The 25096-nt window shown below is 60.0% G+C and carries 27 protein-coding genes and 1 tRNA gene; 12 read left to right on the top strand and 16 right to left on the bottom strand.

The genetic code is table 11. From position 1 onward, the window contains the following. Positions 1-3: 3 nt before the first annotated feature. Together FKV68_RS05780 and FKV68_RS05775 are read right to left on the bottom strand one after the other, a co-directional pair. On the bottom strand, positions 4-1260 hold the full coding sequence (locus FKV68_RS05780) for a cyclopropane fatty acid synthase (RefSeq protein WP_180940563.1): 1257 nt from the start codon (positions 1258-1260) through the stop codon (positions 4-6). Between the two features lie 394 nt (positions 1261-1654). After that, positions 1655-2653, bottom strand: a complete 999-nt coding sequence (locus tag FKV68_RS05775) for a glutathione S-transferase family protein (protein ID WP_180940562.1) — start codon at positions 2651-2653, stop codon at positions 1655-1657. Positions 2654-2929: 276 nt separating this feature from the next. Between FKV68_RS05775 and FKV68_RS05770 the strand changes: the two genes are divergently transcribed. Beyond that, entirely contained in the window at positions 2930-3925 is a 996-nt protein-coding gene (locus tag FKV68_RS05770) for a glycerophosphodiester phosphodiesterase family protein (RefSeq protein WP_180940561.1), read from the top strand. A 69-nt stretch (positions 3926-3994) separates the two neighbouring features. Here the strand turns inward: FKV68_RS05770 and era are convergent, their stop codons facing one another. The 8 genes from era to rpoZ all read right to left on the bottom strand — a co-directional run bounded on the left by era (position 3995) and on the right by rpoZ (position 10859). Further along, a complete protein-coding gene (gene era, locus FKV68_RS05765; protein WP_180940560.1) occupies positions 3995-4924 on the bottom strand; it encodes a GTPase Era in 930 nt (309 codons plus the stop codon). Between the two features lie 8 nt (positions 4925-4932). Continuing rightward, entirely contained in the window at positions 4933-5649 is a 717-nt protein-coding gene (gene rnc / locus FKV68_RS05760) for a ribonuclease III (protein ID WP_180941418.1), read from the bottom strand. After that, the gene (lepB, locus tag FKV68_RS05755; protein WP_180940559.1) at positions 5649-6392 is read right to left on the bottom strand and encodes a signal peptidase I; all 744 of its coding nucleotides are present in this window, start codon (positions 6390-6392) and stop codon (positions 5649-5651) included. Before lepB ends, rnc begins: the two co-directional genes overlap by 1 nt. Positions 6393-6537: 145 nt before the next feature. Next, positions 6538-6957: a holo-ACP synthase gene (gene acpS / locus FKV68_RS05750; RefSeq protein ID WP_180940558.1), complete on the bottom strand. Its 420-nt coding sequence runs from the start codon at positions 6955-6957 to the stop codon at positions 6538-6540. Further along, on the bottom strand, positions 6954-7511 hold the full coding sequence (locus FKV68_RS05745; protein WP_180940557.1) for a DUF2062 domain-containing protein: 558 nt from the start codon (positions 7509-7511) through the stop codon (positions 6954-6956). Before FKV68_RS05745 ends, acpS begins: the two co-directional genes overlap by 4 nt. 190 nt (positions 7512-7701) lie before the next feature. After that, on the bottom strand, positions 7702-7854 hold the full coding sequence (locus FKV68_RS05740; protein WP_180940556.1) for a DUF3563 family protein: 153 nt from the start codon (positions 7852-7854) through the stop codon (positions 7702-7704). A 268-nt stretch (positions 7855-8122) separates the two neighbouring features. Continuing rightward, entirely contained in the window at positions 8123-10348 is a 2226-nt protein-coding gene (locus FKV68_RS05735; protein ID WP_180940555.1) for a RelA/SpoT family protein, read from the bottom strand. A 103-nt stretch (positions 10349-10451) separates the two neighbouring features. Then, on the bottom strand, positions 10452-10859 hold the full coding sequence (gene rpoZ, locus FKV68_RS05730; protein WP_180940554.1) for a DNA-directed RNA polymerase subunit omega: 408 nt from the start codon (positions 10857-10859) through the stop codon (positions 10452-10454). 470 nt (positions 10860-11329) lie between these two features. Here rpoZ and FKV68_RS05725 point away from each other — a divergent pair, with 470 nt between their 5' ends. Further along, positions 11330-11908, top strand: coding sequence for a LabA-like NYN domain-containing protein (locus FKV68_RS05725; RefSeq protein WP_180940553.1), 579 nt, complete (start codon positions 11330-11332; stop codon positions 11906-11908). A gap of 48 nt (positions 11909-11956) precedes the next feature. Here the strand turns inward: FKV68_RS05725 and smpB are convergent, their stop codons facing one another. Further along, positions 11957-12436, bottom strand: coding sequence for an SsrA-binding protein SmpB (gene smpB / locus FKV68_RS05720; protein WP_180940552.1), 480 nt, complete (start codon positions 12434-12436; stop codon positions 11957-11959). After that, on the bottom strand, positions 12436-13320 hold the full coding sequence (gene dapA / locus FKV68_RS05715) for a 4-hydroxy-tetrahydrodipicolinate synthase (protein ID WP_180940551.1): 885 nt from the start codon (positions 13318-13320) through the stop codon (positions 12436-12438). Before dapA ends, smpB begins: the two co-directional genes overlap by 1 nt. A gap of 297 nt (positions 13321-13617) precedes the next feature. Here dapA and FKV68_RS05710 point away from each other — a divergent pair, with 297 nt between their 5' ends. The 3 genes from FKV68_RS05710 (at position 13618) to FKV68_RS05700 (ending at position 17392) form a co-directional block, all read left to right on the top strand. Then, positions 13618-15684 carry a lytic transglycosylase domain-containing protein gene (locus FKV68_RS05710; RefSeq protein WP_180940550.1) on the top strand — a complete coding sequence of 689 codons (2067 nt, stop codon included), beginning with the start codon at positions 13618-13620 and terminating at the stop codon, positions 15682-15684. Between the two features lie 156 nt (positions 15685-15840). Continuing rightward, positions 15841-16326 carry a BA14K family protein gene (locus FKV68_RS05705; RefSeq protein WP_180940549.1) on the top strand — a complete coding sequence of 162 codons (486 nt, stop codon included), beginning with the start codon at positions 15841-15843 and terminating at the stop codon, positions 16324-16326. 193 nt (positions 16327-16519) lie between these two features. Next, on the top strand, positions 16520-17392 hold the full coding sequence (locus tag FKV68_RS05700; protein ID WP_180940548.1) for an alpha/beta fold hydrolase: 873 nt from the start codon (positions 16520-16522) through the stop codon (positions 17390-17392). 110 nt (positions 17393-17502) lie between these two features. On the opposite strand, the gene FKV68_RS05695 is transcribed toward FKV68_RS05700, so the two are convergent. Together FKV68_RS05695 and FKV68_RS05690 are read right to left on the bottom strand one after the other, a co-directional pair. Continuing rightward, positions 17503-18543 carry a porin gene (locus FKV68_RS05695; RefSeq protein ID WP_180940547.1) on the bottom strand — a complete coding sequence of 347 codons (1041 nt, stop codon included), beginning with the start codon at positions 18541-18543 and terminating at the stop codon, positions 17503-17505. Positions 18544-19190: 647 nt separating this feature from the next. Further along, positions 19191-19280, bottom strand: a tRNA-Ser gene (locus FKV68_RS05690). Positions 19281-19623: 343 nt separating this feature from the next. Here FKV68_RS05690 and FKV68_RS05685 point away from each other — a divergent pair. The 3 genes from FKV68_RS05685 (at position 19624) to FKV68_RS05675 (ending at position 21829) form a co-directional block, all read left to right on the top strand. Beyond that, positions 19624-19980 (top strand): PilZ domain-containing protein, encoded by a 357-nt coding sequence (locus FKV68_RS05685; protein WP_180940546.1) that lies wholly within the window; start codon positions 19624-19626, stop codon positions 19978-19980. Between the two features lie 197 nt (positions 19981-20177). After that, on the top strand, positions 20178-20603 hold the full coding sequence (locus tag FKV68_RS05680) for a PilZ domain-containing protein (RefSeq protein WP_180940545.1): 426 nt from the start codon (positions 20178-20180) through the stop codon (positions 20601-20603). 101 nt (positions 20604-20704) lie between these two features. Continuing rightward, positions 20705-21829, top strand: coding sequence for a pyridoxal phosphate-dependent aminotransferase (locus FKV68_RS05675; RefSeq protein WP_180940544.1), 1125 nt, complete (start codon positions 20705-20707; stop codon positions 21827-21829). Between the two features lie 93 nt (positions 21830-21922). Here FKV68_RS05675 and FKV68_RS05670 read toward each other — a convergent pair whose 3' ends face one another. Beyond that, positions 21923-22189 (bottom strand): SEL1-like repeat protein, encoded by a 267-nt coding sequence (locus FKV68_RS05670; RefSeq protein ID WP_180940543.1) that lies wholly within the window; start codon positions 22187-22189, stop codon positions 21923-21925. Positions 22190-22849: 660 nt separating this feature from the next. On the opposite strand from FKV68_RS05670, the gene FKV68_RS05665 reads away from it, so the two are divergent. Further along, a complete protein-coding gene (locus FKV68_RS05665; protein WP_180940542.1) occupies positions 22850-23191 on the top strand; it encodes a DUF2147 domain-containing protein in 342 nt (113 codons plus the stop codon). A gap of 51 nt (positions 23192-23242) precedes the next feature. On the opposite strand, the gene FKV68_RS05660 is transcribed toward FKV68_RS05665, so the two are convergent. Further along, complete coding sequence (locus FKV68_RS05660) at positions 23243-23944, bottom strand: glutathione S-transferase N-terminal domain-containing protein (protein ID WP_180940541.1); 702 nt, start codon at positions 23942-23944, stop codon at positions 23243-23245. A gap of 178 nt (positions 23945-24122) precedes the next feature. Here FKV68_RS05660 and FKV68_RS05655 point away from each other — a divergent pair, with 178 nt between their 5' ends. The 3 genes from FKV68_RS05655 to FKV68_RS05645 all read left to right on the top strand — a co-directional run bounded on the left by FKV68_RS05655 (position 24123) and on the right by FKV68_RS05645 (position 24991). Further along, positions 24123-24296, top strand: coding sequence for a hypothetical protein (locus tag FKV68_RS05655; RefSeq protein WP_136504085.1), 174 nt, complete (start codon positions 24123-24125; stop codon positions 24294-24296). 76 nt (positions 24297-24372) lie between these two features. Beyond that, positions 24373-24546, top strand: a complete 174-nt coding sequence (locus FKV68_RS05650; protein ID WP_180940540.1) for a hypothetical protein — start codon at positions 24373-24375, stop codon at positions 24544-24546. A 124-nt stretch (positions 24547-24670) separates the two neighbouring features. Further along, positions 24671-24991 carry a YnfA family protein gene (locus tag FKV68_RS05645; protein ID WP_180940539.1) on the top strand — a complete coding sequence of 107 codons (321 nt, stop codon included), beginning with the start codon at positions 24671-24673 and terminating at the stop codon, positions 24989-24991. Positions 24992-25096 lie beyond the last annotated feature (105 nt).

Below are 25096 nucleotides of genomic sequence, written 5' to 3'. Positions count from 1 at the left end.
GCTTTAGACGGCGACCAGTTCCAATCGCCGGCGGGTTCTCTCGAATTCGAGCAGTTCGCGTTCCTTTTGAGCGATATAGTCCCGCGAGACCGGCACCGATGCCAGCGATGGCGAAAGTTGCAGCTGGAAGACGAAGTGCTTGTCGTAGAGAAAGGCGGTTTCCGAGGCCGCGAGATAGAACTCCCACATCCGGAAGAAGCGTTCGTCGTAGAGCCGGATCGCCTCCTCCCGTCGCGCCACGAAGCGCTCACGCCAGGCCCTTAGTGTCCAGGCGTAGTGCATCGGCAGGACTTCGATGTCCTTGACGAGCAAGCGGGTGCTCTCGACGGACGGCAGCACTTCAGAGAGAGCCGGGATGTAGCCGCCAGGGAAGATGTATTTCTCGATCCAGGGATTGGTGGCCCAGGGCTTGTAGATCTGGCCGATGGAGTGAAGCAGCATTACCCCTTCGGGTTTCAGCAGCTCTTTCATCTTGCGGAAAAAGTTACCGTAGTTGCCGATGCCTACATGCTCGAACATACCGACGGAAACGATGCGGTCGAACTGGCGCCCCTCCATCGTACGGTAGTCCTGCAGCTCGAAGCGCACGCGGTCGGCCAGTCCGCGTCGCGTCGCGCGCTCACGCGAAACCTTCAGTTGCTCCTCGCTCAGCGTGATGCCGGTAACTTCGACGCCGGACGATTCGGCGAGATACATCGCCATGCCGCCCCAGCCGGAACCGACTTCGAGCACCTTCTGGCCGGGCTCGAGCAAGAGCTTCGCCGCGATGTGCCGCTTCTTGGCGCGCTGGGCCTCATCGAGCGAAATTCCGGGCGGATGGAAATAGGCGCAGGAATATTGCCAATCCTCATCGAGGAAGAGATTGAAGAGCTTCCCGTCGAGATCGTAGTGGTGCGCGACATTGTGGCGATTGCGGTTAACGGGGAGCCGGCTCTTGAGTTGCTGACGCAGCACATGCAGCAACGCCACGATCGAATTTCGGAAGTTCGCGGCGTTTTCGAGGTCATTGCTCTTGGCAATGGACAGCACGTCGAAAATATCGCCTTCCTCGACGAGGACGCGACCGTCCATATACATTTCACCGAACTTGAGGCCGGGGTCCCGCGCGATGGCTTTTTCAGCCTCAGCATCGGTGATGCGTATCGTCGCGGGCTTCCCCGTACCATCCCCGAGAACCACCTCTTCGCCCGATGAGAAAACCACCGTCAGTTTGCCCTTTTGGACAAGACGGCGGAGCATGTTCAACAATGCCGAATTCATATCCTACCTCAGCATCAGACCTACACGGACACATCGTCCTTCCGCACAGGAGACGCTCGGGCGGTTCGATCGGCTTTCGGAGGATATGCGCGCAGGCACGTGCTTCAAGAAACGGCGCCGGGCGCATCCTGAAAAGCGAGAACGGACTTGGCTACAGCCCACGGGTTCCGGCAGGCAGGCACCGCAGGGTCGCCGCGCACCGGGAATTTCGTCAGGCTAGCCCACCGGGCTCCTATCCATCAGAACTTCCATTAACTTAGCGGCGTTCCACGGTTTATCAATGGGGTTCTTTGTGGCCCCTCAAAGATCTGCTTCCTTAGTAAATTCGCAGAAAAGCGGATTATCTTATCGGGGAGAGCGTGGGGTGCAGACTGCCCTCGGCATCCCATCCGCTCTAACTTCCGAACACGCCGAGACCGCGAAGGCGATTGCGATCATGCGGCCGGTCGAAATCGAGCAAAGGTCCGGCCGGAACGATTCCACTCGGATTGACATGGCGGATGCCGTAGTAGCCTCGCTTGATCTGGTCTATGCGCACAGACTCGCGGATACCCTGCCACTGATAGATTTCGCGCAGATAGTTCGAAAGCGCCGGATAGTCCTCGATCCGGCGGATATTGCACTTGAAGACGCCGTGATAGGCGGCGTCGAAGCGGATCAAGGTGACGAAAAGGCGGATATCCGCCTCCGTGAGATACGCGCCGGCAAGATATCGATTCTGAGCGAGATGCCGCTCGAGTTCATCGAGCATGTCGAACAGGCCGAAGACCGCCTCGTCATAGGCTGCCTGCGTCTTGGCGAAACCGGCGCGGTAGACGCCATTGTTGACACGGGCATAGATCGGCTCGTTCCAACGATCGATCTCCGTACGCAGGGCGGCGGGATAGAAATCCAGGCGATTACCGGTCAGATCGTCGAATGCCGAATTGAGGATGCGAACAATATCGGCCGATTCGTTGTTGACGATGCGGCCTTCTTTCATGTCCCACAGCACCGGCACCGAGACCTTCCCGGTGTAGTGCGGATCGCTCGCCGTGTAGAGCTGATGATGATATCTTATCTCCCCGACACGCTCGCCCGCATTGACAGGCTGATCATAGGTCCAACCATCTTCACCCAGGACGGGTTCGGCGATCGTCAAACCGACAATGGTTTCAAGGCCCTTGAGGTTGCGCATGGCGATCGTGCGTGAAGCCCAGGGGCACACGTAGGAGACAAAGAGCCGGTAGCGCCCTTTTTCAGCCGCCAATGCCGGTTGCCCATCGGGACCGGACCGGCCGTCGGGCGTGAGCCAACTGTGGAACCGAGTCGGTTCACGATGGAAGGCACCGTCCTTCATCTCGCTCGCGGCGACGTCACCCTTGACCCATTTTCCATCGACGAGCTGTGGCATGAGAGTCCTCCTGCTGCATGTTTTCTTAAATCGTAGCCGATTTAAGGATGAAAACATGCAGCAATTCAAAGTGCTACAGCGTCCTTTGCGCGTCTCACAAGACGCGCGGCGCTGTAGGGGCGTTGCCTAAACCGGCACCGATGGCTTAGGTTCCACAGGGTTGATTTCCGGTCAATGCGCGCGGAGGTGACAGATCGTTCGCAATCCATGCGCCTGCGTTCGCATCATCCTCAGGCCACATTGCCGGGTGAAGCGGGCGCCAGAGGAGAAGTCACGATGAAAAAGCTCATCGTTGCGGTGTTTGCCATTGCTGCCGCCCTCTGGTTCCTAAATACATCCATGCTGGCAACGCCGCCTTCTGGCACGGTAAAAATCCTTGCACATCGCGGCGTTCATCAGGTGTTCGAACCGGACGGAATTGAAAACGATACGTGCACGGCCCAGCGGATCGAGCCGCCACGCCACGCCTATCTCGAAAACACGATCGCCTCCATGCAGGCGGCGATGGACAGCGGCGCCGAGGTCGTGGAACTCGATGTTCACCTAACGCCGGACCGTGAATTTGCTGTGTTTCACGACTGGACGCTCGACTGCCGCACGGATGGGACAGGCGTGACCGAACAAACGCCGATGTCGAAGCTGAAGACGCTCGACATCGGCTACGGCTACACGGCCGACGGCGGCAAGACCTTTCCCTTCCGCGGCCACGCGCAAGGTCAGATGCCGACGCTGACGGAAGTCTTCACCGCCCTTCCCCACGGTCGTTTCCTCATCAATTTCAAGAGCGACCGGCGGGCGGAAGGCGCGACGCTGGCGGTCCTTTTGCGCGCGCATCCCGAATGGCGGAAATCCGTATTCGGCGTCTATGGCGGCAGTGCGCCGACGCAGGAAACCCTACGGCTGGTTCCTGGGTTGCGCGGCTATGACAGGCAGTCCACGCTTGCCTGCCTCGGCCGCTATGCCGCCTACGGCTGGACCGGCATCGTACCGGACGCATGCCGCGACACACTTGTCGTCGTGCCTGCCAACTACGCGCCGTTCCTTTGGGGCTGGCCCGATCGTTTTGCCGAGCGCATGAGAGGTGTCGGAAGCGAAGTCATCCTTCTCGGACGCTACGGCGGAGATTTTACCTCTGGCATCGACAGTGCCGACGACTTGACGCTCGTGCCCAAGAATTTCGCGGGCTACGTCTGGACCAACCGGGCCGAGACGATCGCCCCGCTCCTCGGTAAACGGATGGCGGCAACAAACCACCAAGCCAACCGCGAATAGGCGCAGCAACTCAAAGCGCTACAGCGTCCTTTGCGCGTCAGATCAGACGCGCGGCGCTGTAATCGGCAGTCACCGTGGGAATTCGAGCCCCATTTCGCGGAAGCGCTCCGGATCGTCGCCCCAGTTCTCGCGCACTTTTACGAACAGAAAAAGGTGCACGGGTTGCTCGAGGATCTCCGAGATCTCCTTGCGCGCGGCGGTCGAGATCGCCTTGATCGCCTCCCCGCCCTTGCCGAGCGCGATCTTCTTCTGGCTCTCGCGCTCGACATAGATCACCTGCTCGATGCGCACGGACCCGTCCTTGCGCTCCTCCCATTTCTCCGTTTCGACGTGGGAGGCATAGGGGAGCTCCTGATGCAGGCGGAGGAACAGTTTCTCGCGGGTGATCTCGGCAGCAAGCTGGCGCATCGGCAGATCCGAGATTTGATCCTCCGGGTAGTACCAGGGTCCCTCCGGCAGCGCCTTCGCAAGATAATCCATGACGTCGTCGCAACCGGAGCCGGAAAGCGCAGAGATCATGAAGGTGCGCTCGAACTTGACCATCTCGTTCGCCGCAGCGGCAAGCTTCAGCAAATCCTCCGGGCGAACCTGATCGATCTTGTTGAGCACCAGGATCTTCGGCTGATGGACTTCCTTCAGGCCTTCGAGGATCGCCTCGGCGTCCCCCTTCAGCCCGCGCTCGCTGTCGATCAGCAGCATGATCAGATCGGCATCCTTGGCACCGCCCCAGGCGGTCGTCACCATGGCGCGGTCGAGCCGGCGCCGCGGCTTGAAGATACCGGGCGTATCCATAAAGACAATCTGCGCGTTGTCATGGATCGCGATGCCGCGCACGATGGCGCGCGTCGTCTGCACCTTGTGACTGACGATTGATACCTTCGCACCGACGAGGCGATTGACGAGCGTCGATTTACCGGCATTGGTGGCGCCGATCAGCGCCACGAAACCCGAGCGGGTCGGCGCGCCGGCGGCGGCCGTATCATGTTCCATATTTGTCATAGCTTCCGTCAAATTCCGGCAGATTTCTGCTGCCAAACCCCTTCACGCTCCAGCAATCGTGTCGCTGCAACCTGTTCGGCGCCGCGCTTGGAGCGATCGGTTCCCGTCTCCGGTTGCAGACCCGCAACCTCGACCGTCACCGTGAAGCGCGGGTCGTGATCGGGGCCGGAGCGATCATCCGTCCTGTATTTCGGCGCAACACCGAATTTGGCGTGCGCCCATTCTTGCAATTCAGTCTTCGCGTCGCGACGGGCTCCGTCTGCACTGGCCGCCCGCGCCGTCCAGTGGAGCAGCACGAAGCGGCGCGCCGCCTCCAGACCGCCATCGAGGTAGATTGCCGCGATCAGCGACTCTACCACATCGGCGCGCACATTCATCATGTGCTTGCCGGTGATCTTCTTCACGTCCGAACCGGTGCGAATGAACTCGTGCAGCGACAGATCGTCGGCGACTTTCGCGCAGCTTTCGGCGCTGACGAGTTGGTTCAGTCGGACGGAGAGTTCACCCTCATTGGCGTCGCGAAAGGTCTGGAACAGCAGTTCGGCGACGCACAGACCGAGGACCCGGTCCCCCAGGAATTCGAGACGCTGATAGTTGCTGCCCTTGGCGTTGCGGGCACTGGAATGCGTCAGCGCCCGGTCCAGGCGTTCCTTCTCGGAGAACTGATAACCGATCACGGCCTCGAGTCTTGCCCGATCCTCCGCGCTCAGCGATCTGGCCTTCATCATTCGACGACCTTGAACAGTCGATCGTAACGCAGATTTGCCGGCCACTTCCAGACCTCGCGGAACGACGTGTCGTTGCCGAGAGAGAAGAAGATCAGGCTGGCCCGGCCCACCAGGTTCTCCGCCGGTACGAAGCCGACGTCGAAGCGGCTGTCGGCGGAATTGTCGCGGTTGTCGCCCATCATGAAATAGTGGCCTTCGGGGACGATGAACTCACGCGTGTTGTCGCCGCGCGAATCCGGAAACTGGTCGAGCGTGTCATAGGACACGCCGTTGTCCATCGTCTCGCGATAGACCGGCACATCGCCACCGGTATCGTACTGGTCGTCGGCGCGGAATGCGCCGGCCGGAACACGATCCACAGGCTTGTCGTTGACGTAGAGAATGCTGTTTCTCACCTGGATCCGGTCACCTGGAAGGCCGACGAGACGCTTGATGTAGTCGATGTCGGGATTCGGCGGAAAGCGGAAGACCACGATATCGCCGCGTTTCGGCTCGCTTGCGAAAATTCGCCCGCTGAAAAGATCAGGCGAGAAGGGCAGCGAGTACTTCGAATAGCCGTAGGCGAACTTGTTCACGAAAATGTAATCACCGACAAGCAGGGTGGGAATCATCGAACCCGAGGGGATCGTAAAGGGCTGGAAGAAGACTGTTCGGATGACGACCGCCAAAAGCAGCGCCTGGATGATGACCTTGACATTCTCCCAGAGACCGCTCTGCTTCGTTTCTGTCTTTTCTGCCACGCTGCTGTCTTCCTTCATCCTGCGTCGGATGCCCGATATTTGTGCTTCAGGCTCCGTGCTGCGCGTCGCCACGCAATTCGATCCTATATGTTGCCGCAACCGCGCGCTTCAAGCGACCGCCGCTCCGTCTTTTCAGCAGAATGCTCTAAACCGTTCCCTCCACCGGGGCAACGGGCAGTGCCTCGATAATCACGAAGGCTTGTGCGAGCGGGAAGTCGTCCGTGATCGTCAGGTGGATGGCGGCACGATGGCCGGCGGGTAAGATTTTCTGGAGCCGCTCGGCCGCGCCGCCGGTCAGTTGCATCGTCGGCTTTCCGCCGGGCATGTTGACGACGCCCATGTCTTTCCAGAAAACCCCTTGAGCCAAGCCGGTGCCCAATGCTTTCGAACAGGCCTCCTTGGCGGCGAAGCGCTTGGCATAGGACGCTGCGCGGTTCTTGCGGCCGTCCGATTTTGCGATCTCGATGTCCGTGAAGCACCGATTGACGAAGCGCTCGCCGAAGCGCTCGAGCGAGTTTTCTATCCGGCGAATATCGATGAGGTCGCTGCCGATGCCGATGATCATGATGATTGTTCGACCTGTTGGGAACGCGCGCGCCGGCGGCGCCGTTGGAAAAGGCGGGCTGCCTGGTACGCGAGCGGGTAGAAGACAAGCGCTCCGACGATGGCGAGTGGAAGTGACCCGACGAGCATCGGCTTGAATACCGGCCCCCAGAGTTCCGTGAGTTCCAGGCGTTCGACCATATCGCCGATCTCAGTGCCGCTGACAGCGGTGCCATCTTGCGGCCCGGTCAGCGCCATGCCGATCTCGTAAGATGCCGTCAGGATGACAGGAATTGTGACCGGATTGGCGAGGGCCGTGGTGATGGCGGCTGCAACCAGATTGCCGGAGAAAATCGACGCAAGGGCGACGGCAAGGACGATGTGAAGGCCGAAGAACGGCGTAAACGACGATGCAGCGCCGGCCGCAACCCCGACCGCGATCGAGTGCGGAGACGACGACAGACGCAGAATGCGCAGGGCAACGTAGCGCAGCCCGCGCGAGGGGCCCTTGCGCGGCCACAACAACGCGCGAAGCCTTTCGGAAATCGTAACCGGTTTTCTGCGCCTGAATAACATTATGCCGTCATGATCGCGTCTCGAAGCGGCCCGCGGGTGCGACTAAAGCGCCTCCGCCCCGTTGTGGGCCGCAAGATAGGCGTCATGTCCGCCACAGGCAAGTCACCGACGGCACCGCAGAGATCGGCAACAGAGCTATTCGCTTGACGCATAACTCGTCGCGGAGCCACCCTAAAGGCTCGACACCAAATCAGAAGCTGTTGCGGAACAGGCCACGATCGATCTGACGCTGGCGGTATTCCAGATCGATACGATCGACGGAACCGTTCAGATAGGCGGCCTCACGCTCTTGAACGGTCGGGATGTGCAGGGCACGGGTGATTTTCTTCAACTGCTTGAACATGGCAAACCTCTTCGTTTACCTCCCGAGCAGAAGATAGTTTGGCGACCATCGTCCCACCAGCGCCAGGATGAGGCGGCAGCCATGCAGGCGACGCATGACAAGCGATCTTTCGCCCCCTCCCTGCCCATTCCGTGGGCAGATGCACAGAAAACATATCGCTCCGAATGCGGCATCGAGTCGGCCTGATCAGGGCGCGACTCAATGACACGAACCGCCAAGCATCGCAGTTGAAAAATGGCGACGGCTGGTGGACGTCTCCTACACGTGGCTATTCGAACAGCCGCTTGACCATGGAAATGCTCGGCAACTCCTTGAGCTGGGTGATCAGATGGTTCAACTGACGCAGATCCCAGACTTCCAGGTCGAATTGCAATTCACTGAAATCCGCCGCAACACGTCCCATGGAGAGCGAACGGATGTTGACGTCGGTCGTCGCGATCGCTTGGGCGATCTCCGCCAGAGTGCCGGGTTCGTTCAGCGCACTGACCGCGATCCTGGCTATGAACCGGCTGTTGTTCGCCTCGTCGAGATCCCAGCGCACATCGATCCAGCGCTCCGGTTCGTCATCGAACTTTTGCAGGATCGGCGACTGGATCGGATAGATGGTAATCCCCTTGTCGCTGTCCATGATGCCGACGATGCGGTCGCCAGGAACGGCGCCGGCCGGGCTGAAATGCACCTCGGCATTGCCGGAAAGGCCACGGATCGGCAATGCTTCCGGCCCTTCGGCCTGTTGCTCTGCGACCGCCTCTTTCGAGCGGCCGGGAAGCTTGAAGACCATTCCGGCGGCGCTGCGCATATTGAACCAGCCGTCATCTGCACTGGGCTTGACCGTGACGCGCTCGTCCTGATGATCAGGGAAAACCGCACGCAGGACGTCGAGCGAGGACAGCTCGCCCCGTCCGACCGCGGCGATCGCGTCCTCGACTTCTTTCTGCCCGAGCCTGTGCAAGGCCGGCTTCAGCGCCTCGCGCGAAAAATTCTTGCTTGCGCGTTCGAAGGTTCGCTCCAGGATGCGGTAGCCGAGACCAGCATATTGCTTGCGGACGGCCGCTCGCGTCGCGCGACGAATCGCAGCGCGCGCCTTGCCGGTGACCACGATTTCCTCCCAGGCGGGCGGCGGCACCTGAATACCGGAGCGGATGATCTCGACTTCGTCACCGTTGTTGAGGCGTGTGACCAGGGGCATGATGCGGCCGTTGATCTTGGCGCCGACGCAGGTATCACCGATATTCGTATGCACGGCGTAGGCGAAGTCGATCGGCGTAGCGCCGCGCGGCAGTGCGATCAGCTGCCCCTTGGGGGTGAAACAGAAGACCTGATCCTGGAACAGTTCGAGTTTCGTGTGCTCCAGGAACTCCTCGGGATTGTCGCCTTCAGCCAACGATTCGATCGTGCGGCGAAGCCAGGAATAGGCGTTCGACGTCGGTGATCGCGGCGCATCCGTCGCCACGGCGTCGCGATCCTTGTAGAGCGCGTGCGCCGCGATGCCGTATTCGGCGATATCATGCATGCGTTTCGTGCGGATCTGCAGCTCGATGCGCTGGCGCGACGGGCCGATGATCGTCGTGTGCAGCGATTGGTAGTCGTTCTGCTTCGGCGTCGAAATATAGTCCTTGAAGCGACCCGGAACGACGCGCCAGCGTGTGTGCACGATGCCGAGCGCCCGGTAGCACGAAGGGATATCATTTACGATGATGCGGAAGCCCCAGACATCCGACAGTTGCTCGAAGGAAAGCGATTTCGACTGCATCTTGCGAAAGACCGAATAGGGCTTCTTCTGGCGTCCCTTGACGAGCGCCTCCTTCAGGCCCTCGGCCTGCAGCAGTTCGCTCAGCTCCTCCTCGATCTTCTTGATAAGGCCCTCGTTGCGCTCGGACAGTTCCTGCAGCCGCCTGGTGACGGTTTCGTAGGCCTCCGGATTGATATGGCGGAAAGCGAGGTTCTCGAGCTCCTCGCGCATGTCCTGCATGCCCATGCGTCCGGCCAGCGGCGCGTAGATGTCCATCGTCTCTTCGGAGATGCGTGCGCGCTTCTCCGGCGACATATGGTCAAGCGTGCGCATGTTGTGCAGGCGGTCGGCAAGCTTGACGAGCAGAACGCGGACGTCGTCCGAGATGGCAAGCAAGAGCTTGCGAAGGTTTTCCGCCTGCTTGGCCTTCTTGGTGACGAGATCGAGCTTCTTGATCTTCGTCAGCCCCTCGACCAGCGCACCGATGTCCTCGCCGAAGAGATCGTCGATCTCCTGCCGCGTCGCGGTCGTGTCCTCGATCGTATCGTGCAGCAGCGCAACCGCGATCGTGGACTCGTCCAGGTGCATTTCCGTGAGGATGGCGGCCACTTCGAGGGGGTGGGAGATGTAGGGATCGCCGCTTGCCCGTTTCTGCTGGCCGTGTTTCTGCATGGCATAGACGTAAGCCTTGTTCAGCAGGGCTTCGTTGACGTCGGGCTTGTATTTCTGCACGCGCTCAACGAGCTCGTATTGGCGCATCATCCGCTGGCGGCTCCGTGGGAAAAGGCAAATAAAAAAGTGCGCCAATCATAGGAGTGGCGCACTGCTTTGAAAACACGTTGGAACAAACGTCCCGGAACGGATCTTAGTAGTCGTCGCTCTTTTCCGGGGGCACAAGGCCTTCGATGCCCGCAAGCAGCTCCTCTTCGGACATGCGGTCGAAGGTCAGCGCTTCCGGCTGATCTTCCTCTTCCGCCGCGTCCGCGAAGGCGGCAGCTGCTTCCGGCTGGGTCAGCGAAGCCGGATCGGGCTCGGGCTCGTCCACCTCGACATGCTTCTGCAGCGAGTGGATGAGGTCTTCCTTCAGATCGCCGGGCGAAAGGGTCTCGTCGGCGATCTCGCGCAACGCGACGACGGGGTTCTTGTCGTTGTCACGGTCAACGGTGATGGAAGCACCCTGCGAAATCAGGCGTGCGCGGTGGCTGGCGAGCAAAACGAGTTCGAAACGGTTGTCGACTTTGTCAATGCAGTCTTCGACGGTGACGCGGGCCATAGCCTGTCCTTTGCAAATCAAGGCGCGGCGGTGTTGCCGCTGCACGGATTAAACGACACGAAACCGGAACAGCCGTCACTTGACAGCCTCATCGGCTCCGATTTCTGGAATTAGCCGCCCGGATACAATCAAAACAGCATAAGTTCAAGTTTTTCCTGCATTCGGTGCTCACATCAACCACTGACACATGGTAGAATATAGCGTCTTATGTGCCGCAAGTATGGGCCACACATGGTGATTGCCTTGCACAATGCAATGGTCGAAAGTGCAGCAGCAATCGGAAATTGAAGTGTGGACGAACTGCAGCAACTGCTAAAACTAGCTATATGCGCCGTGCGCTGCTTGGATTAATGCGTGGTATAACCTACATTATTTGCAATATCAGCAATTATTAATGTAATCCACCTATTTTCTGCGCACCCTCCCTGCGGGAGGTCGAAAATGCGCCGGGCATGGAAAAGGAAATTACGATGTTCGATCCCCGCGAGAAAATCGCACTTTTCATAGACGGCGCCAATCTCTACGCCGCATCGAAAAGTCTCGGTTTCGACATCGACTATCGCAAGCTGCTGAAAGCATTCCAAAAGCGCGGATATCTGCTCAGGGCCTACTATTACACCGCGCTTATCGAAGATCAGGAGTATTCGTCGATCCGTCCGTTGATCGACTGGCTGGACTACAATGGCTATAAGGTCATCACCAAGCCGGCCAAGGAATTCACCGACTCGCTCGGACGACGCAAGATCAAGGGCAACATGGATATCGAGCTGGCGATCGACGCCATGGAGCAATCCGAGACAGTCGACCACCTCGTCATCTTCTCGGGCGACGGCGACTTCACCACGCTCGTCGAAGCGCTACAACGCAAGGGCCGCAAGGTCTCGGTGGTCTCGACCATGTCGACCCAGCCGCCGATGATCGCCGACGATCTGCGTCGCCAGGCGGATCACTTCATAGACCTCGTTACGCTCAGAAGCGAAATCGGCCGGGAACCCTCTGAACGCACACCGCGTGCGGTCGAGCCAGTGGCGGACGACGTCGAACTTTAAGATCAGGACTTCATGCGGGGCAGCGCGAGCGCCCCCTCACCGGCCAGATCAGCCGCGCTCCTTGAGTAGCCGGTTCTTCTGCCGGTTCCAATCGCGTTCCTTGGAGGTCTCGCGCTTGTCGTGCAGTTTCTTGCCCTTGCCGAGCGCAAGTTCCAGCTTCGCCCGCCCGCGGTCGTTGAAATAAATCCGCAATGGGATCAACGACATGCCGTCGCGGTTGACTGCGCCCTGCAGTCGGTTCACTTCCCGCTTCGACAGCAGCAACTTGCGACGCCGGCGCGTTTCGTGGTTGAAGCGGTTGGCCTGCAAATACTCCGGCAGATAGGAGTTGATCAGCCAGATCTCACCGCCTTCGTCGGTCGCGTAGGATTCGGAGATGTTGGCCTTTCCTTCGCGCAGCGACTTGACCTCCGTGCCGGTCAGGACAAGACCGGCTTCGTAAGTATCGACGATCTCGTAGTTGAAGCGGGCCTTGCGGTTCTCCGCCACGACTTTCTTGACCGTGCGCTGGCTGCCTTTGGGGGCCATCAGTTCATCAATCCCGCATGCCGAAGCGCGGCATCGATCGCCGCTTCGGTACCCGGCTCAAGCGTCGCCAAGAGCGGCGAACGAACGGCACGGCTCATCCGCCCCAGGCGATGCAGTGCGTATTTTGCGCCGCAGACGCCGGGCTCCATAAATATAGCCTTGTGGAGCGGCATCAGCTTGTCCTGGTACTCGAGCGCCTTGGCGTATTCACCGGCAAGTGTCGCCGCCTGGAATTCCGCACAGAGGCGCGGCGCTACATTCGCGGTAACGGAAATGCAGCCGACACCACCATGCGCGTTGAAACCAAGCGCCGTCGCGTCCTCGCCGGAGAGTTGTACGAACTCCTTGCCGCAGGCCATACGCTGCTCGGAGACACGCTCGATCCTGCCGGTCGCATCCTTGACGCCGATGATCGTCGGATAGGCCCTTGCCAGCGCAGCCATCGTCTCGACGCTCATGTCGACAACCGAACGACCGGGAATATTGTAGATTACGATCGGGAGCTTCACGCTTTCGGCGATTGCTCCATAGTGAGCGAAGAGACCCTTCTGCGTGGGCTTGTTGTAATAGGGCGTCACGACCAGAAGAGCGTCAGCGCCCGCCTTCTCGGCATGCTGTGCAAGCTCGATCGCTTCGGTCGTATTGTTTGAGCCGGCACCGGCAATGACGGGCACGCGTCCGCCTGCCGCTTCGACGCAGAGTTCGACGACCTTCTTGTGTTCGTCGTGGGACAAGGTCGGCGATTCCCCGGTGGTGCCCACCGGCACCAGCCCGTGGCTGCCCTCTTTTATCTGCCATTCCACATGCGCGACGAAACTATCCGCGTCCACCGAGCCGGTGGCGGTGAACGGTGTTACGAGTGCGGGAATGGAACCCTTGAACATGCACAACTCCTGACGGCCGCAAGGAGCAGGAAACTCCCACGCTTTGGCCGCAATCGACGGTTAAAAAACTGCCGCACCATAATCATGTGACGTGGTTGCGGCAAGCGTCGTGAAGACGCATTTCACGTCGGTTTTTACCCAAGCGATAGCGCGAGAGGCGGTTCGGCCAGCTCGAAGCGATGCTGGAACAGGCCCTCGTGAAAATACCGTACCCATGATTTGCGGCCATCGACAAATGCCGCTAACTTTTCGGCAGGCGATCCGGCGGACAATGAACGGGGACACACGGGGCTCTTGATGCGCAGACCACTCCTTCTGCCCGTCGCCGCCATGGTCGGCGCCGTGATGCTGTCTGCCTCGGTTGCGGCGAGCGAGGCGCGGGCACCGGTACCGACGAACAAGCCGGGCTCAGCCGGCAAAGCGGGACGTGTCGCGACCAAGGACCTCACCAGCGCAATGCCCGCGGCCGTCACGCCGATTGACGCAGCCTTGAAAACGGGCCTCGACGCGCTTTCTGATCGCCAACCCGCCAAAGCAATTGCCGTTCGTGACGGGATGTCCTCCGGAACGCTGGAGCGCCACATTCTCACCTGGGCCATCGCCGTTTCTGGGCAGAAGGGCATTCCATCCTACGAAATCGCCGAGGCACAGCGGGAGCTTCGAGGCTGGCCAGGCTTGAAATCGCTGCGGGCGCACTCGGAAAGGGCGCTCTATCGCGAAAATCCGCCCGCGTTCGATGTGATCGCGGCCTTCGGCGCGACCGAGCCCGAAACGGCGGAGGGCGCCATCATCCTCGCCAGGGCGCTCGCGGCTGAAGGACAAAAGGCAGCGGCGGCGCGCCATCTGCGCGGCATCTGGTTGAAAGACGCGCTCGATAAGGACACCGAAACGAAGATCCTCGCTGAATTTTCCAGTCTCCTGACGACCGCCGACCATGAGCGCCGTATGGAGATGCTTCTCTACCGCAGCCGCGTCGAGCAGGCAGGACGCTTCAGCGATCTCGGCAAGGCGCAGTCGCTTTATCGGGCTTGGGCTGCCGTTATCCGTGGCACGGGCAACGCCGCGTCGCTGATCGAGACAGTCGATTCGTCATGGCGCGAAAGCCCCGCCTTTCTGTTTGTCCGCATCGAGCATCTGCGCAAGCAGGAGAAATACCAGGAGGCCGCCAAGCTTCTCGCTAAAATGCCCAAGGACCGCGAAGCCCTGGTGAACCCGGGCGAATGGTGGACGGAGCAGCGCATCGTCAGCCGCGGGCTGCTCGACGCAGGGGATTTCCGTGGTGCCTACCGCATCGCCGCCAACCACGCGGCGACCGAAGCGACCGACATTGTCGACGCGGAGTTCCATGCCGGCTGGTACGCGCTGCGAGGCCTGGAAGATCCGGCAACTGCGGCAGGACATTTCCGGAAGATCCTTTCGGCGTCGAGCCGGCCGATCTCCGCCTCACGCGCCTGGTACTGGCTGGGACGCGCCGCCGCGGCAGGTGGCCCCGGCGATTCGAGCGAATATTTTGGCAATGCGGCGCGCTACCCGGGCACGTTCTATGGGCAGCTTGCCGCAGCCAGGCTCGGCCGCCCGACGCTTGACGTAAGCTACCCCTCGCCGACGCAGGAGGATCGAACACGATTCGAACACCGCGAAGCCATCAGGGCCATCGCCCGGCTGGACGCCGCGGGCCACGGTTGGCGCGCGGACAGCCTTTATCGGTCGCTGGCGGAAGAATTGATCAGCCCCGGCGAGCTCGCGATGCTTACGGCACGCGCGGAAAAGACGGGCGATCATCAGCTTTCGCTGCAAATTGGCAAAATCGCTTTCGCCCGAGGCATCGATGTCGCCGCGCTTGCCTTTCCGATCGGCGTCATCCCGTCCAGCGCCGATATCACGGGCGCCGGCATGGCGCTGGCCTATGCGATTGCCCGGCAAGAGAGTGCCTTCAACCCGGCCGCCGTTTCCGCCGCCAATGCCCGCGGCCTGCTGCAACTTCTGCCAGGTACTGCCAAAGGCGTCGCAAGCCGCTTCGGCCTTGCCTATTCCAAGGACCGGCTGACGACCGATGCAGGCTACAATGCGACTCTCGGGGCGCACTATCTCGGCGAGCAGATCAGCAGCTTCGGCGGTTCCTACATACTGACATTCATCGCTTACAATGCCGGCCCGGGCCGCGTGCCGGAATGGCTCGAGCGTTATGGCGACCCACGCGGCAAGCCGATCGATGACGTCGTGGACTGGATCGAACGCATCCCCTTTGAGGAGACGCGCAACTATGTCCAGCGGGTAATGGAGAACTACCAGGTCTACAAATCCCGCTTGGGCGAGCCCGCGGACATCGTATCGGACTTGAGAACAGGGCGACAATTGCCCTGAGGTCCGATGACTTCCAGCGTTTAATCCCAAGCATCGTGAGGCAGGACGCGACGATCAAATGATCGTGATTGCTCGCCGGAAGATGGCACAAAATGCGAACTTAGCCATTCTCCTGTAAAAGGAATCGGTTTGTCCAGAAAGGAAATGGTGAAGCCAATGAAGACGTTAGCAATTGTCGCACTGTCCCTGGCGACGGCAATCAGCAGCGTTCCGCCCGCTGAAGCATTTCCTGTCATTCCGGCGGCGAAGCCGCAAGCCACGGACATTCAGCAGGTGCAGTTTCCTTATGAGCGTGGCGAGGCACGGAAGGGGCGCGGGTGTGCTTTGCCGTATTGCGTATCCGGCCATCGAAGCTATCGCCGCGGTCATCGCGATGGCTATAGCTATTATCGTAACCGCTACCACCGCCGTTACCATCATCACGATGATGACAACGATTTCGGCGCGCTCATCGGCGGCTTAGCGACCGGTGCGATCGTCGGTGGTCTGCTGAGCCAGCCGAGATATTCCGGCCCGAGATACAGCGGCGGCGGCTCCCATACCCGCTGGTGCTATGCGCGCTATCGGTCATATCGCCCCTCGGACAACACCTATCAGCCCTATGGCGGCCCCCGTCGCCAGTGCTATTCGCCCTACAGCTAAACGCGCCCAAGTCGGCAATCCACACCTCTTCGTGCGAGAGCGCCGAAGAGGCGCAGCTTTGCCGGAACAGCTCCACCTTGACATGACAAACCGTTCTGTCGGCACAAGCCGTCGTGCCAGCTAAGCATCCGCCCACTTGCCGTTGCGAATCCGGACGTTACGATTTCACTCTTCTCGAGCGAACGGAGTAAGGATGGGTCAGAGCAAATTTCGCGAGCACCGCTTTCCGGTACAGGACGGCTTGCAGCTTTATGCCAGATCCTACGGCGAACGGCGGCGCGGACGGACCCCAGTCGTCTGCCTGCCCGGTCTTACTCGCAACAGTCGCGACTTCCACGAACTCGCGGGCTTTCTTGCCTCTCCGGCGGCAGGCGGGCTTTTCGTCCTCTCTCTTGATTCCCGTGGGCGCGGCGGCTCGGAGCGTGACCACGACAAGACTCGTTACACGATCGCGGTCGAAACCTCGGACCTTATCGCCGCCTGTGCCTATTTTGGTATCAAGAAGGCGATCTTCATCGGCACGTCGCGCGGTGGCCTGATCCTACACCATCTCGTCGGCCTGGCCCCCGCCTTGATCGCGGGCGTCATACTCAACGACATCGGTCCCGTCATCGAGATGGAGGGCCTGATGAGAATCCGGGACTATCTCAACGCAGCGACCACGCCTAAAGACTGGGCCTCTGCGCCTCGTTACTTGAAGTCCCTGCACGGGAGAGATTTTCCAATTCTTCCAGAGCACGATTGGCAGGAGATGGCGAAGGCGATCTATCGCGACGAAGGCGGCGTCCCGGTCGCGGACTTCGATCCGGCGATCGCGGCACCATTGCAGACGCTCACGGCCGATACGTCGTTGCCGGATCTTTGGCCGCAATTCGAAGTCCTCACTGGTCTGCCGCTGATGGTCGTCCGAGGGGAGCATTCCAAGCTGCTGTCGGAGGCCACGGTCGAAGAGATGAAGCGGCGGCATCCGAACCTGATGGCCGTGACAGCGGCCGGACAGGGCCACGCTCCGCTTCTACATTTCGATGGCCCAAAACAGGCTATAGCGACCTTTCTACAACGGTAAACGGGCGCGCTTGACCGCGGCGCAGAAGCACTCCTCCCTGCACGAAACGCCAAAACGAAAAAGCCCGGCTCGAAAGCCGGGCTTCCCTAACTGACCGAGGTCAGGTCAGATTAGAAGTCACGCTGCAGGCGGAGGAAGCCGAAGACTTCATCGTCGCCGTCATCCTGATCTTCGTACTGAACCGACAGACGGGTGGCGAGACCTTCGGTGATCTTGTAGTCAACCGTACCGCCAACGCGCCATGCGTCGTTGCTGCCGAAGTCGGTGAGCGAGCCTTCCGACAGGTTGCCGAAGTACTGAGCGCCGGGGGTGATTGCCAGCTTGTCGTTGACGTTCCAACGGTACGAAGCAGCAACGGTCCACTCAGAACGCTCCCAGTAAGCGTTCGGGTTGGATGCCCAGATACCAGCGACCTGGAAGACGCCCGGACCGAGGTCAGCCGAAAGCAGAGCGCGGATCGCGCCTTCTTCGAGTTCGGTGTCGAAGCCGCCGAGCAGGTCGAAGCTTACGCCGCCGAGGGTAGCCGAAACGATACCGGCAATGCCGACGCCGTTGTCCTTGGTGGAGGTGCCTTCGAGTTCGTCGACCGAAACGCCGGCCTGGAAGGTGCCGCCGTCATAGAGGTAAGCGAGCGAGTTGAATTCGGTGAAGTTGCCGAGCGAGTCGGTTTCGCCGTTCAGGCCCTTATCCCACCAGCTGTAGAAGAAGCCGGCCTTGAAGCCGCCGAGCTGGATGTAAGCTTCGTCGACGTCGATGAAGCTATCACCAACATCGGTGTCGTTGTCGGCATTGAACTCAGCGGCGAAGAAGCCGGTGAGCGTGCCGTATTCGGTGTCGCTCTTGGCGTCAAACGAAATGTAAGCGCGCGAGAACATGTCCCAGTCCGAGGTGGCCTGGTTGCCGAAATCGCGAGCATCGAAACGGCTCGTTACCTCGTCACGGCCGAACGAGCCCTGTACGCGGATGAAGCCGCCGATCTTGAGGCAGGTTTCGGTGCCCGGGATGTAGAAGTAGCCCGTGCCGAAAGCGTCGCAGACGCGAACGTATTCCATGGGCTCCGGCTCGGCGGCGACGATTGCGTCGGCTGCCTGAGCGCCGGATACTGCTGCGAGAGCAGCAGCGGAGCCGAGAAGAAGGCTCTTGATGTTCATTTCTGACCTCCAGTCAAAAGTTTCAAACGGGTCTGGGTTTCTTTGCTGAAGGACAGCGTTCCCTGCCCCATCCCCAACGTTCAAGAAGTCGGACGATCAACCGCCCTTGCTTCCGGAGTTGAAAATACAAAACCGGGTGGGGCACGCAACGACCAACTTGCCAGATCACCGCCTTTGCGCTGCCCTTCCCTGATCCCTGTTGCTGAAACGACACAAAATCGCCTCAGACCACCCGAGGAAATTAATAAAGGGTTAAGAAAATCCTTTAGCGACGGGGGTTTAGCATAAAGGAGCAGCGGGCGTCCTGTTTCAGAAAGGGGCAGAAAATGGCCAAAAACGGGGGCAAAACCGGGCATCGGCGGTCCCGCCCTGCTGCCTTCTCACAAACAAGGCGCCACCCAAACGACCCGCGACGGAATGGCGACCGGGAGATTTTTGCCGATTCACAAGAGAATCAACGCACTGGATTCGCGAATCTTCAGGGCCCGCTGACTATCCCCGGAATCGGACGACTCGGCGCTGAGCGCGAACGAGGAGAAGGCAAGCATGTGGACAGGCGGGCATGATCTTACGCGGGCAGAACGCGCCTTCCGGCGTCGCGATCAAAGAACGGAGGATCCGTGGGCCGCTACAATGAAACAATACGATGGCGGAGAAGAAGGGATTCGAACCCTCGATACCGTTTCCGGTATACTCCCTTAGCAGGGGAGCGCCTTCGACCACTCGGCCACCTCTCCGTTAGCGCCTGACTAGTGTCACCGCGCCATCAATGCAAGATTTTTTTGTCGGATTTCGGGAAATCACACGATTTTCATCCGCGGGCAGCGCGTCGGGCGGCGCCGTTGTCGGCAATGTGCATCGCGGCGGAGGATGCGCAAGCGAGTCGCCGTCCCAGGGAAACAGATGATTTGCCAATCAGACGATGTCCGGCGTCGCCACGATCCGGACATTCGCATTAACGCCGCCTTCGCAAGGCCGAAGCAAGTCCATGCGGAGAATATCCGCCACATTGTCGAGAGCGGTGATTCCGGCGAAGTAACGGCATCCGCGTGAGAGGAAACGGCATTTTCGGAGGCTGCGATGTCGATGATCATGCATGTCGCGCAAGCAAAGCCCGGCCAGTCCACGGCCGTGTACCAACATTACTTCATCGAGCGCCCGTGCCGGATCCTCGTTATCGGCAAGCAACTGAAGGCGAAGACCAAATATCAATGCCTGCTTCGGCATATCTCGATTGGCGGCGCAATGCTCGACTTCAATGCCGCTATCATGCTGCCAAAGCACTTCTTTCTGGAGATCGACGGCTTCAGGGAGGAGATCGGCTGCGCCGAGGTCCATCGCAACGGCACGGAGCTCGGCGTGCGCTTCAACATGCTGCTTGCCCAAGACTTTCTGCGCCGGCTGATCCGGTTGCAGTTTTCGAGCGGCGGGTTTTAGAACTGCTGCGTCGACGCTCAAATAGAGCAAGCTCATTAGATTCTTATCGATTGCCTTCAAGGGATTGCAAGTTTCCCGCTGGATACTACTGAGAACGCCTTCCTGCTTGTGGGCATTGGAAGGCACCGGCAAATGACTTGTCCGGACTTCGTGGAATCACAATCGCTGCTTCATGCGGCGCTTCCGGAGTAAGACGCATGCTGCAGTCGACCATGTATTCGCTCGTCCCTTCACCCCTTTACGAGCGTAAATACGAGCGCTTTTCGATCGGCCAGGCTGGCACGCTGATGTCGGTGCGACCGGCTCTCGGCGGCGTCTCGATACGCGCCTGCAAAATGATCGACATATCCCGGGGCGGCGCGAGCTTTTCAGTGAGCACGACAATCGGGCTGTCGCAGCACTACTATCTCCACATCGTCGGTACGAGATTTAGAATCGGATGCGCCGAGGTCTACCGCAAGGGCGAGCGCATCGGCGTGCAGTTCATCAAGACGATCGACGAAGCCTTCCTGCACGAAATCGTGCGCCACGAGTTTTTCACCGGGCAAGAAAAGAAGACCTATGCCAACCCGGCGTCGGCTTCGCGTCGTCCCGCATCTGTCAACTGGGGCTTCGTCGAGTGACGCCCTGAGGCAGGCCGATCTTTTCCGCAAAATCGATTCCGATTCCTGCGCATATGCGATAAATTCCGCGGCGTCTTGTTCCATGGGGTCCAGCTTCTCGCATGTCCGCATTTTCGCGCTTCACACCGCTTGTCCAATCTTTGCCAGCAACCATTCCCTTCGTCGGGCCCGAAGCGATCGAGCGCCAGCGCGGCCGCAAGGTTGCCGCGCGCATCGGCGCCAACGAAAGCGGCTTCGGCCCGGCAAATTCGGTGCTGCTTGCCATGCAGCAAGCGGCCGCAGAAACCTGGAAATATGCCGATCCTGAAAACTACGAACTGAAACAGGCCCTCGCCGGCCACATCGGAACCTCTCCGGCCAACATCGCGGTCGGCGAAGGCATCGACGGCTTGCTCGGCCAGATCGTTCGCCTGGTCATCGAGCCGGGCATGCCGGTGGTAACATCGTTCGGAGCCTATCCGACATTCAACTACCATGTCGCCGGGCACGGCGGGCGTCTGGTCACGGTCCCCTATGCTGGCGATCGAGAAGATCTCGATGGGTTGCTTGCAACGGTGAAGCGCGAGAATGCACCGCTCGTCTACTTCGCGAACCCTGACAACCCGATGGGAAGCTGGTGGCCGGCTGATCGAATCGTAGAGTTCGCAAATGCCCTGCCGGAAACGACGCTCCTCGTCCTCGACGAAGCCTACAGCGAAACGGCGCCGTCGGAATCGATACCGGCAATCGACAGCTTGATCGGCAAGCCGAACGTCATACGCACACGCACTTTTTCCAAGGCCTATGGACTTGCCGGGTCGCGCGTCGGCTACGCGCTTTCAACACCCGGCACGGCCGCGGCGTTCGACAAGATCCGCAACCACTTCGGGATGAACCGTATCGGCGTCGCCGCAGCGATTGCCGCCCTTGCCGACCAGCGCTATCTCGAGGAAGTCATCGCGAGAATAACGGCGTCGCGTGAGCGCATCTCTCGGATTGCGCGCGATAACGGGCTGCAGCCATTGCCGTCAGCCACAAACTTCGTGGCCATCGACTGTGGACGGGATACGACCTATGCGCGGGCGATCGTCGACCGGTTGATGAACGAACATGGCGTTTTCATCCGCATGCCGGGTGTTGCCCCGCTCAATCGCTGCATTCGGGTCAGCACCGGACCCGAAGCTGAAATGGACCTGCTCGAAGCAGCCCTGCCCGCCGTTCTCAAGAGCCTGGCAGCCGGTAGCTGATACTGCGGTGCGCATCTTGTCAGACGAGCAAACGGATGCCGGGCAGCGTCCGCCAGCCTCCCGGGCGCTTGCAAGAAGCGCGAGCCCCCGTGTTCAGTGTGCCGTCATCCACTCGCGTGCGGCCCGCAGCGCGGCGGCAAGATCGGTCTTGCTCATCGTTGCCGCGAGGTCTGCGCGCAAGTCCGCAGCGCGGTCGGATCCCTTGATAGCGGCAATGTTCAGCCACTTGTGGGCGGCGACCAGATCGACCGGCCGGCCACGGCCCGTCGCATAGGCCAGGCCCATTTCACAAAGCGCGTCCGCGCGGTTTTCGCCACCCATGGCGGCGTCCGAAGCGATTTGCATATCAAAGCGTGCCATTGTCTTGTCCCTGTCTTGCTTGTTTGATCCGGCTGAAGCGGCCCGCCCTCTCGGGCGGACCTTGCTCCAGATCAGCATTTATTTGGTCCCTGTTCAGTCGCGCCTCTTACGGGCTTTCCGAAAGCGCACCGTCTTTTGCAGTGTCGCTTTCGGCGGTTCGGCGAGTTGTTTCTACCCGCTCGTCTTATGGGTCCGAGTATGCCCAACGGCCTTCAAGGCTCGCTTAAAATGCATGCTTAATTTGACGCAAACAAAGTTCAAACGCTTGGTAAACTTGAGTTTTCATTAAGCATCGGATCGCCTGGTACAGCGCGGATTTGCATCAAAATTTACGAAATATTCAGCCGCGGATTTCAACCAATCGCTAACCACAAAGAGCATCGACCGGCCGCGCATCGATTTTCATTTCCTATCGCCGGCTCCGGGACCGAGCAAACCGGTGATCCGGCCGGGCTACGGATATTTACCTTTACGTGCGCGTAAGATACGTTGGCCCTGCAGCGCCGCGCGGCCCGCAAAGGTCGCTGTCACACTTTGAATTACTGCACGTCCTTTGTCCCTAAATCGAGGTAGGCGGTGGGAGACCGCTTGACATTAGGAGTTCCAGTCCGGCCGGCACGCGATATTGTGCCGGCCGGCTTTCTTATTGGGAGGAATTGAATGATTCGCACATTGCTCATTGCTACGGCCCTTGCCTGCAGCACCGCCGGCTCGGTGCTGGCCGCAGAACCCATCGTCGGCAACTGGAAGACCGCGAGTGGCGCTACCGCCGAAATCGCACCATGCGGCGGCGCTTACTGCATCACTTTGAAAACCGGCAAGTACGCGGGCAAGCGAATCGGGAATCTGGCTGGAACCGACGGCGCCTACAGCGGCGAAATCACCGATCCGGAGAGCGACAAGACCTATAGCGGTTCGGGCGCCGTCAACGGCAATTCGCTGAAGATGAAAGGCTGTGTGCTGAAGGTGCTTTGCAAATCGCAGACCTGGACGCGTCTGTAACAGCCAGGCAATGGGGGCACCGCTTATCGCGGTTGCCCCTTGTTTCTCGTTTCAACGGGCACGCTGCCCAAACAGGACCTTCTGCGCCTCCTGGTCCTCGGCCAGGCTCTTCTGGCGGGCACGCTCTTCCTTGCCCACTTCGATCGCCTTCTGAACGGCGGGCCGCGCAAGCACTGCCTCGAACCAGCGCTTCAGATGCGGGAAATCATTCAGATCCTGTCCCTGATTCTCGTGCGGGATCACCCAACCGATACAGGCCATGTCGGCAATCGAGTAGTCGCCAGCCAGGAACGGCCGGTCGGCGAGACGCTTGTTCATCACGCCATAGAGGCGGTTCGCCTCGTTGGTGTACCGATTGATCGCGTATTCGATCTTCTCCGGCGCATATTGGCGAAAATGATGGGCCTGGCCCGCCATGGGGCCGAGGCCGCCCATCTGCCAGAAGAGCCATTGATCGACTTCAACGCGGGATCGCTCCTCGGCAGGATAGAACTTCGCGTATTTACGGCCGAGATATTGCAGGATCGCCCCCGACTCGAACACCGAGATCGGCTGGCCGCCCGGGCCATCGGGATCGATGATCGCCGGCATACGGTTATTGGGTGCGATCTTCAGGAAATCCGGGGCGAACTGCTCGCCTCGCCCGATATTGATGTACTTGACCACGTAAGGAACGCCGAGTTCCTCCAGCATGATCGTGATCTTCCACCCGTTTGGGGTCGGCCAGTAATAAAGCTCGATCGGAGCAGTCATCCTGTTTCTCCTGAGGTTGCGAGAGTCAAGACGTAGGCATGCCCGCTGCCGGCGACAAGACTTCAGCGTTTCACGAAGATGAACCGGAGATGAACGGACATCTCAGCAACAATTCAGTTTGGTTGTGAGAAAAGGCAATCAATCGATCTTAACGTGCCTCCAGCCAACGGACAGAACCATGGATATTCTCGCTCGGCGCCTCACCATCATCAGCGTTCTGATGGTTGTCTTCGCAATGACGCTCGCCGCCGCAGTCAGTGCCGATACGCAGCGCCGCCGCCAAAGCACCTATCTCGGCTCGCTGACCGACTGCACCGCCCATACGGCCCAATATTGCCAGGCCAAGCTCTAGCTTCTTGAAACTACGCAATTCCGTACGGAAAAACGCAAACTCACGTTTGCCGGAATTGCTCCAAAGGGACCGAAAAATGGCCGCTCTCGCCACTTCCGCCATTCTCTCGCTCCGGGTCCTGATACTCACGAGCCTGCTGATGGCGCCGATCGGAGCGGTCGCCTACTCAAAGGCCGCGAGCCTCGGCATCGGCAAGACCGGCGCCGGCTTCGTCCTCTTTGTGACGCTTCAGCGCCAGGCGATGAGTTGAAGTCCGCAACGCGCGTCTTACTCGGACGCGCAAAGAAGGCTGTAGCACTTTGAAGTGCTCGTAACTCGTCTACCACTTGCGCATGGATTGAAATTCCGATCCTTTCGACAGAAAGGATGGAACCATGCCCGCATACGCGATCTATCTTGCCGCCGCTCTTGCCGAAATCGCTGGATGCTTTGCCTTCTGGGCGTGGCTCAAACTCGGCAAATCCATCTGGTGGCTTGTACCCGGCATGGGCTCGCTTGCGCTTTTTGCCTGGCTCCTGACGATGGTCGATTCGGCCGCCGCGGGCCGCGCCTATGCAGCTTATGGCGGCGTTTATATCGCCACGTCGCTCGCCTGGCTGTGGCTGGCAGAGGGTGTGCGCCCGGACCGCTGGGACATGACCGGCGTCGCGGTGGCGCTCGCCGGCAGCGTGATCATTCTCACCGGGCCGCGCTGATCCCGGCAGGCGGGAACGGAAAAACCGGACGAAACGCGATCCAATCGGCGTTCGATTCCAGATAGTTAAAGCAAGGTCGCGGCGGAAGGCGGCTCTACAATTTTC

Origin of the sequence: Sinorhizobium mexicanum (assembly GCF_013488225.1) — a bacterium.
GTDB lineage: Bacteria > Pseudomonadota > Alphaproteobacteria > Rhizobiales > Rhizobiaceae > Sinorhizobium > Sinorhizobium mexicanum.
Note: the sequence above shows the minus strand (reverse complement) of the source record. Positions and strands in the feature narration are given on the sequence as shown.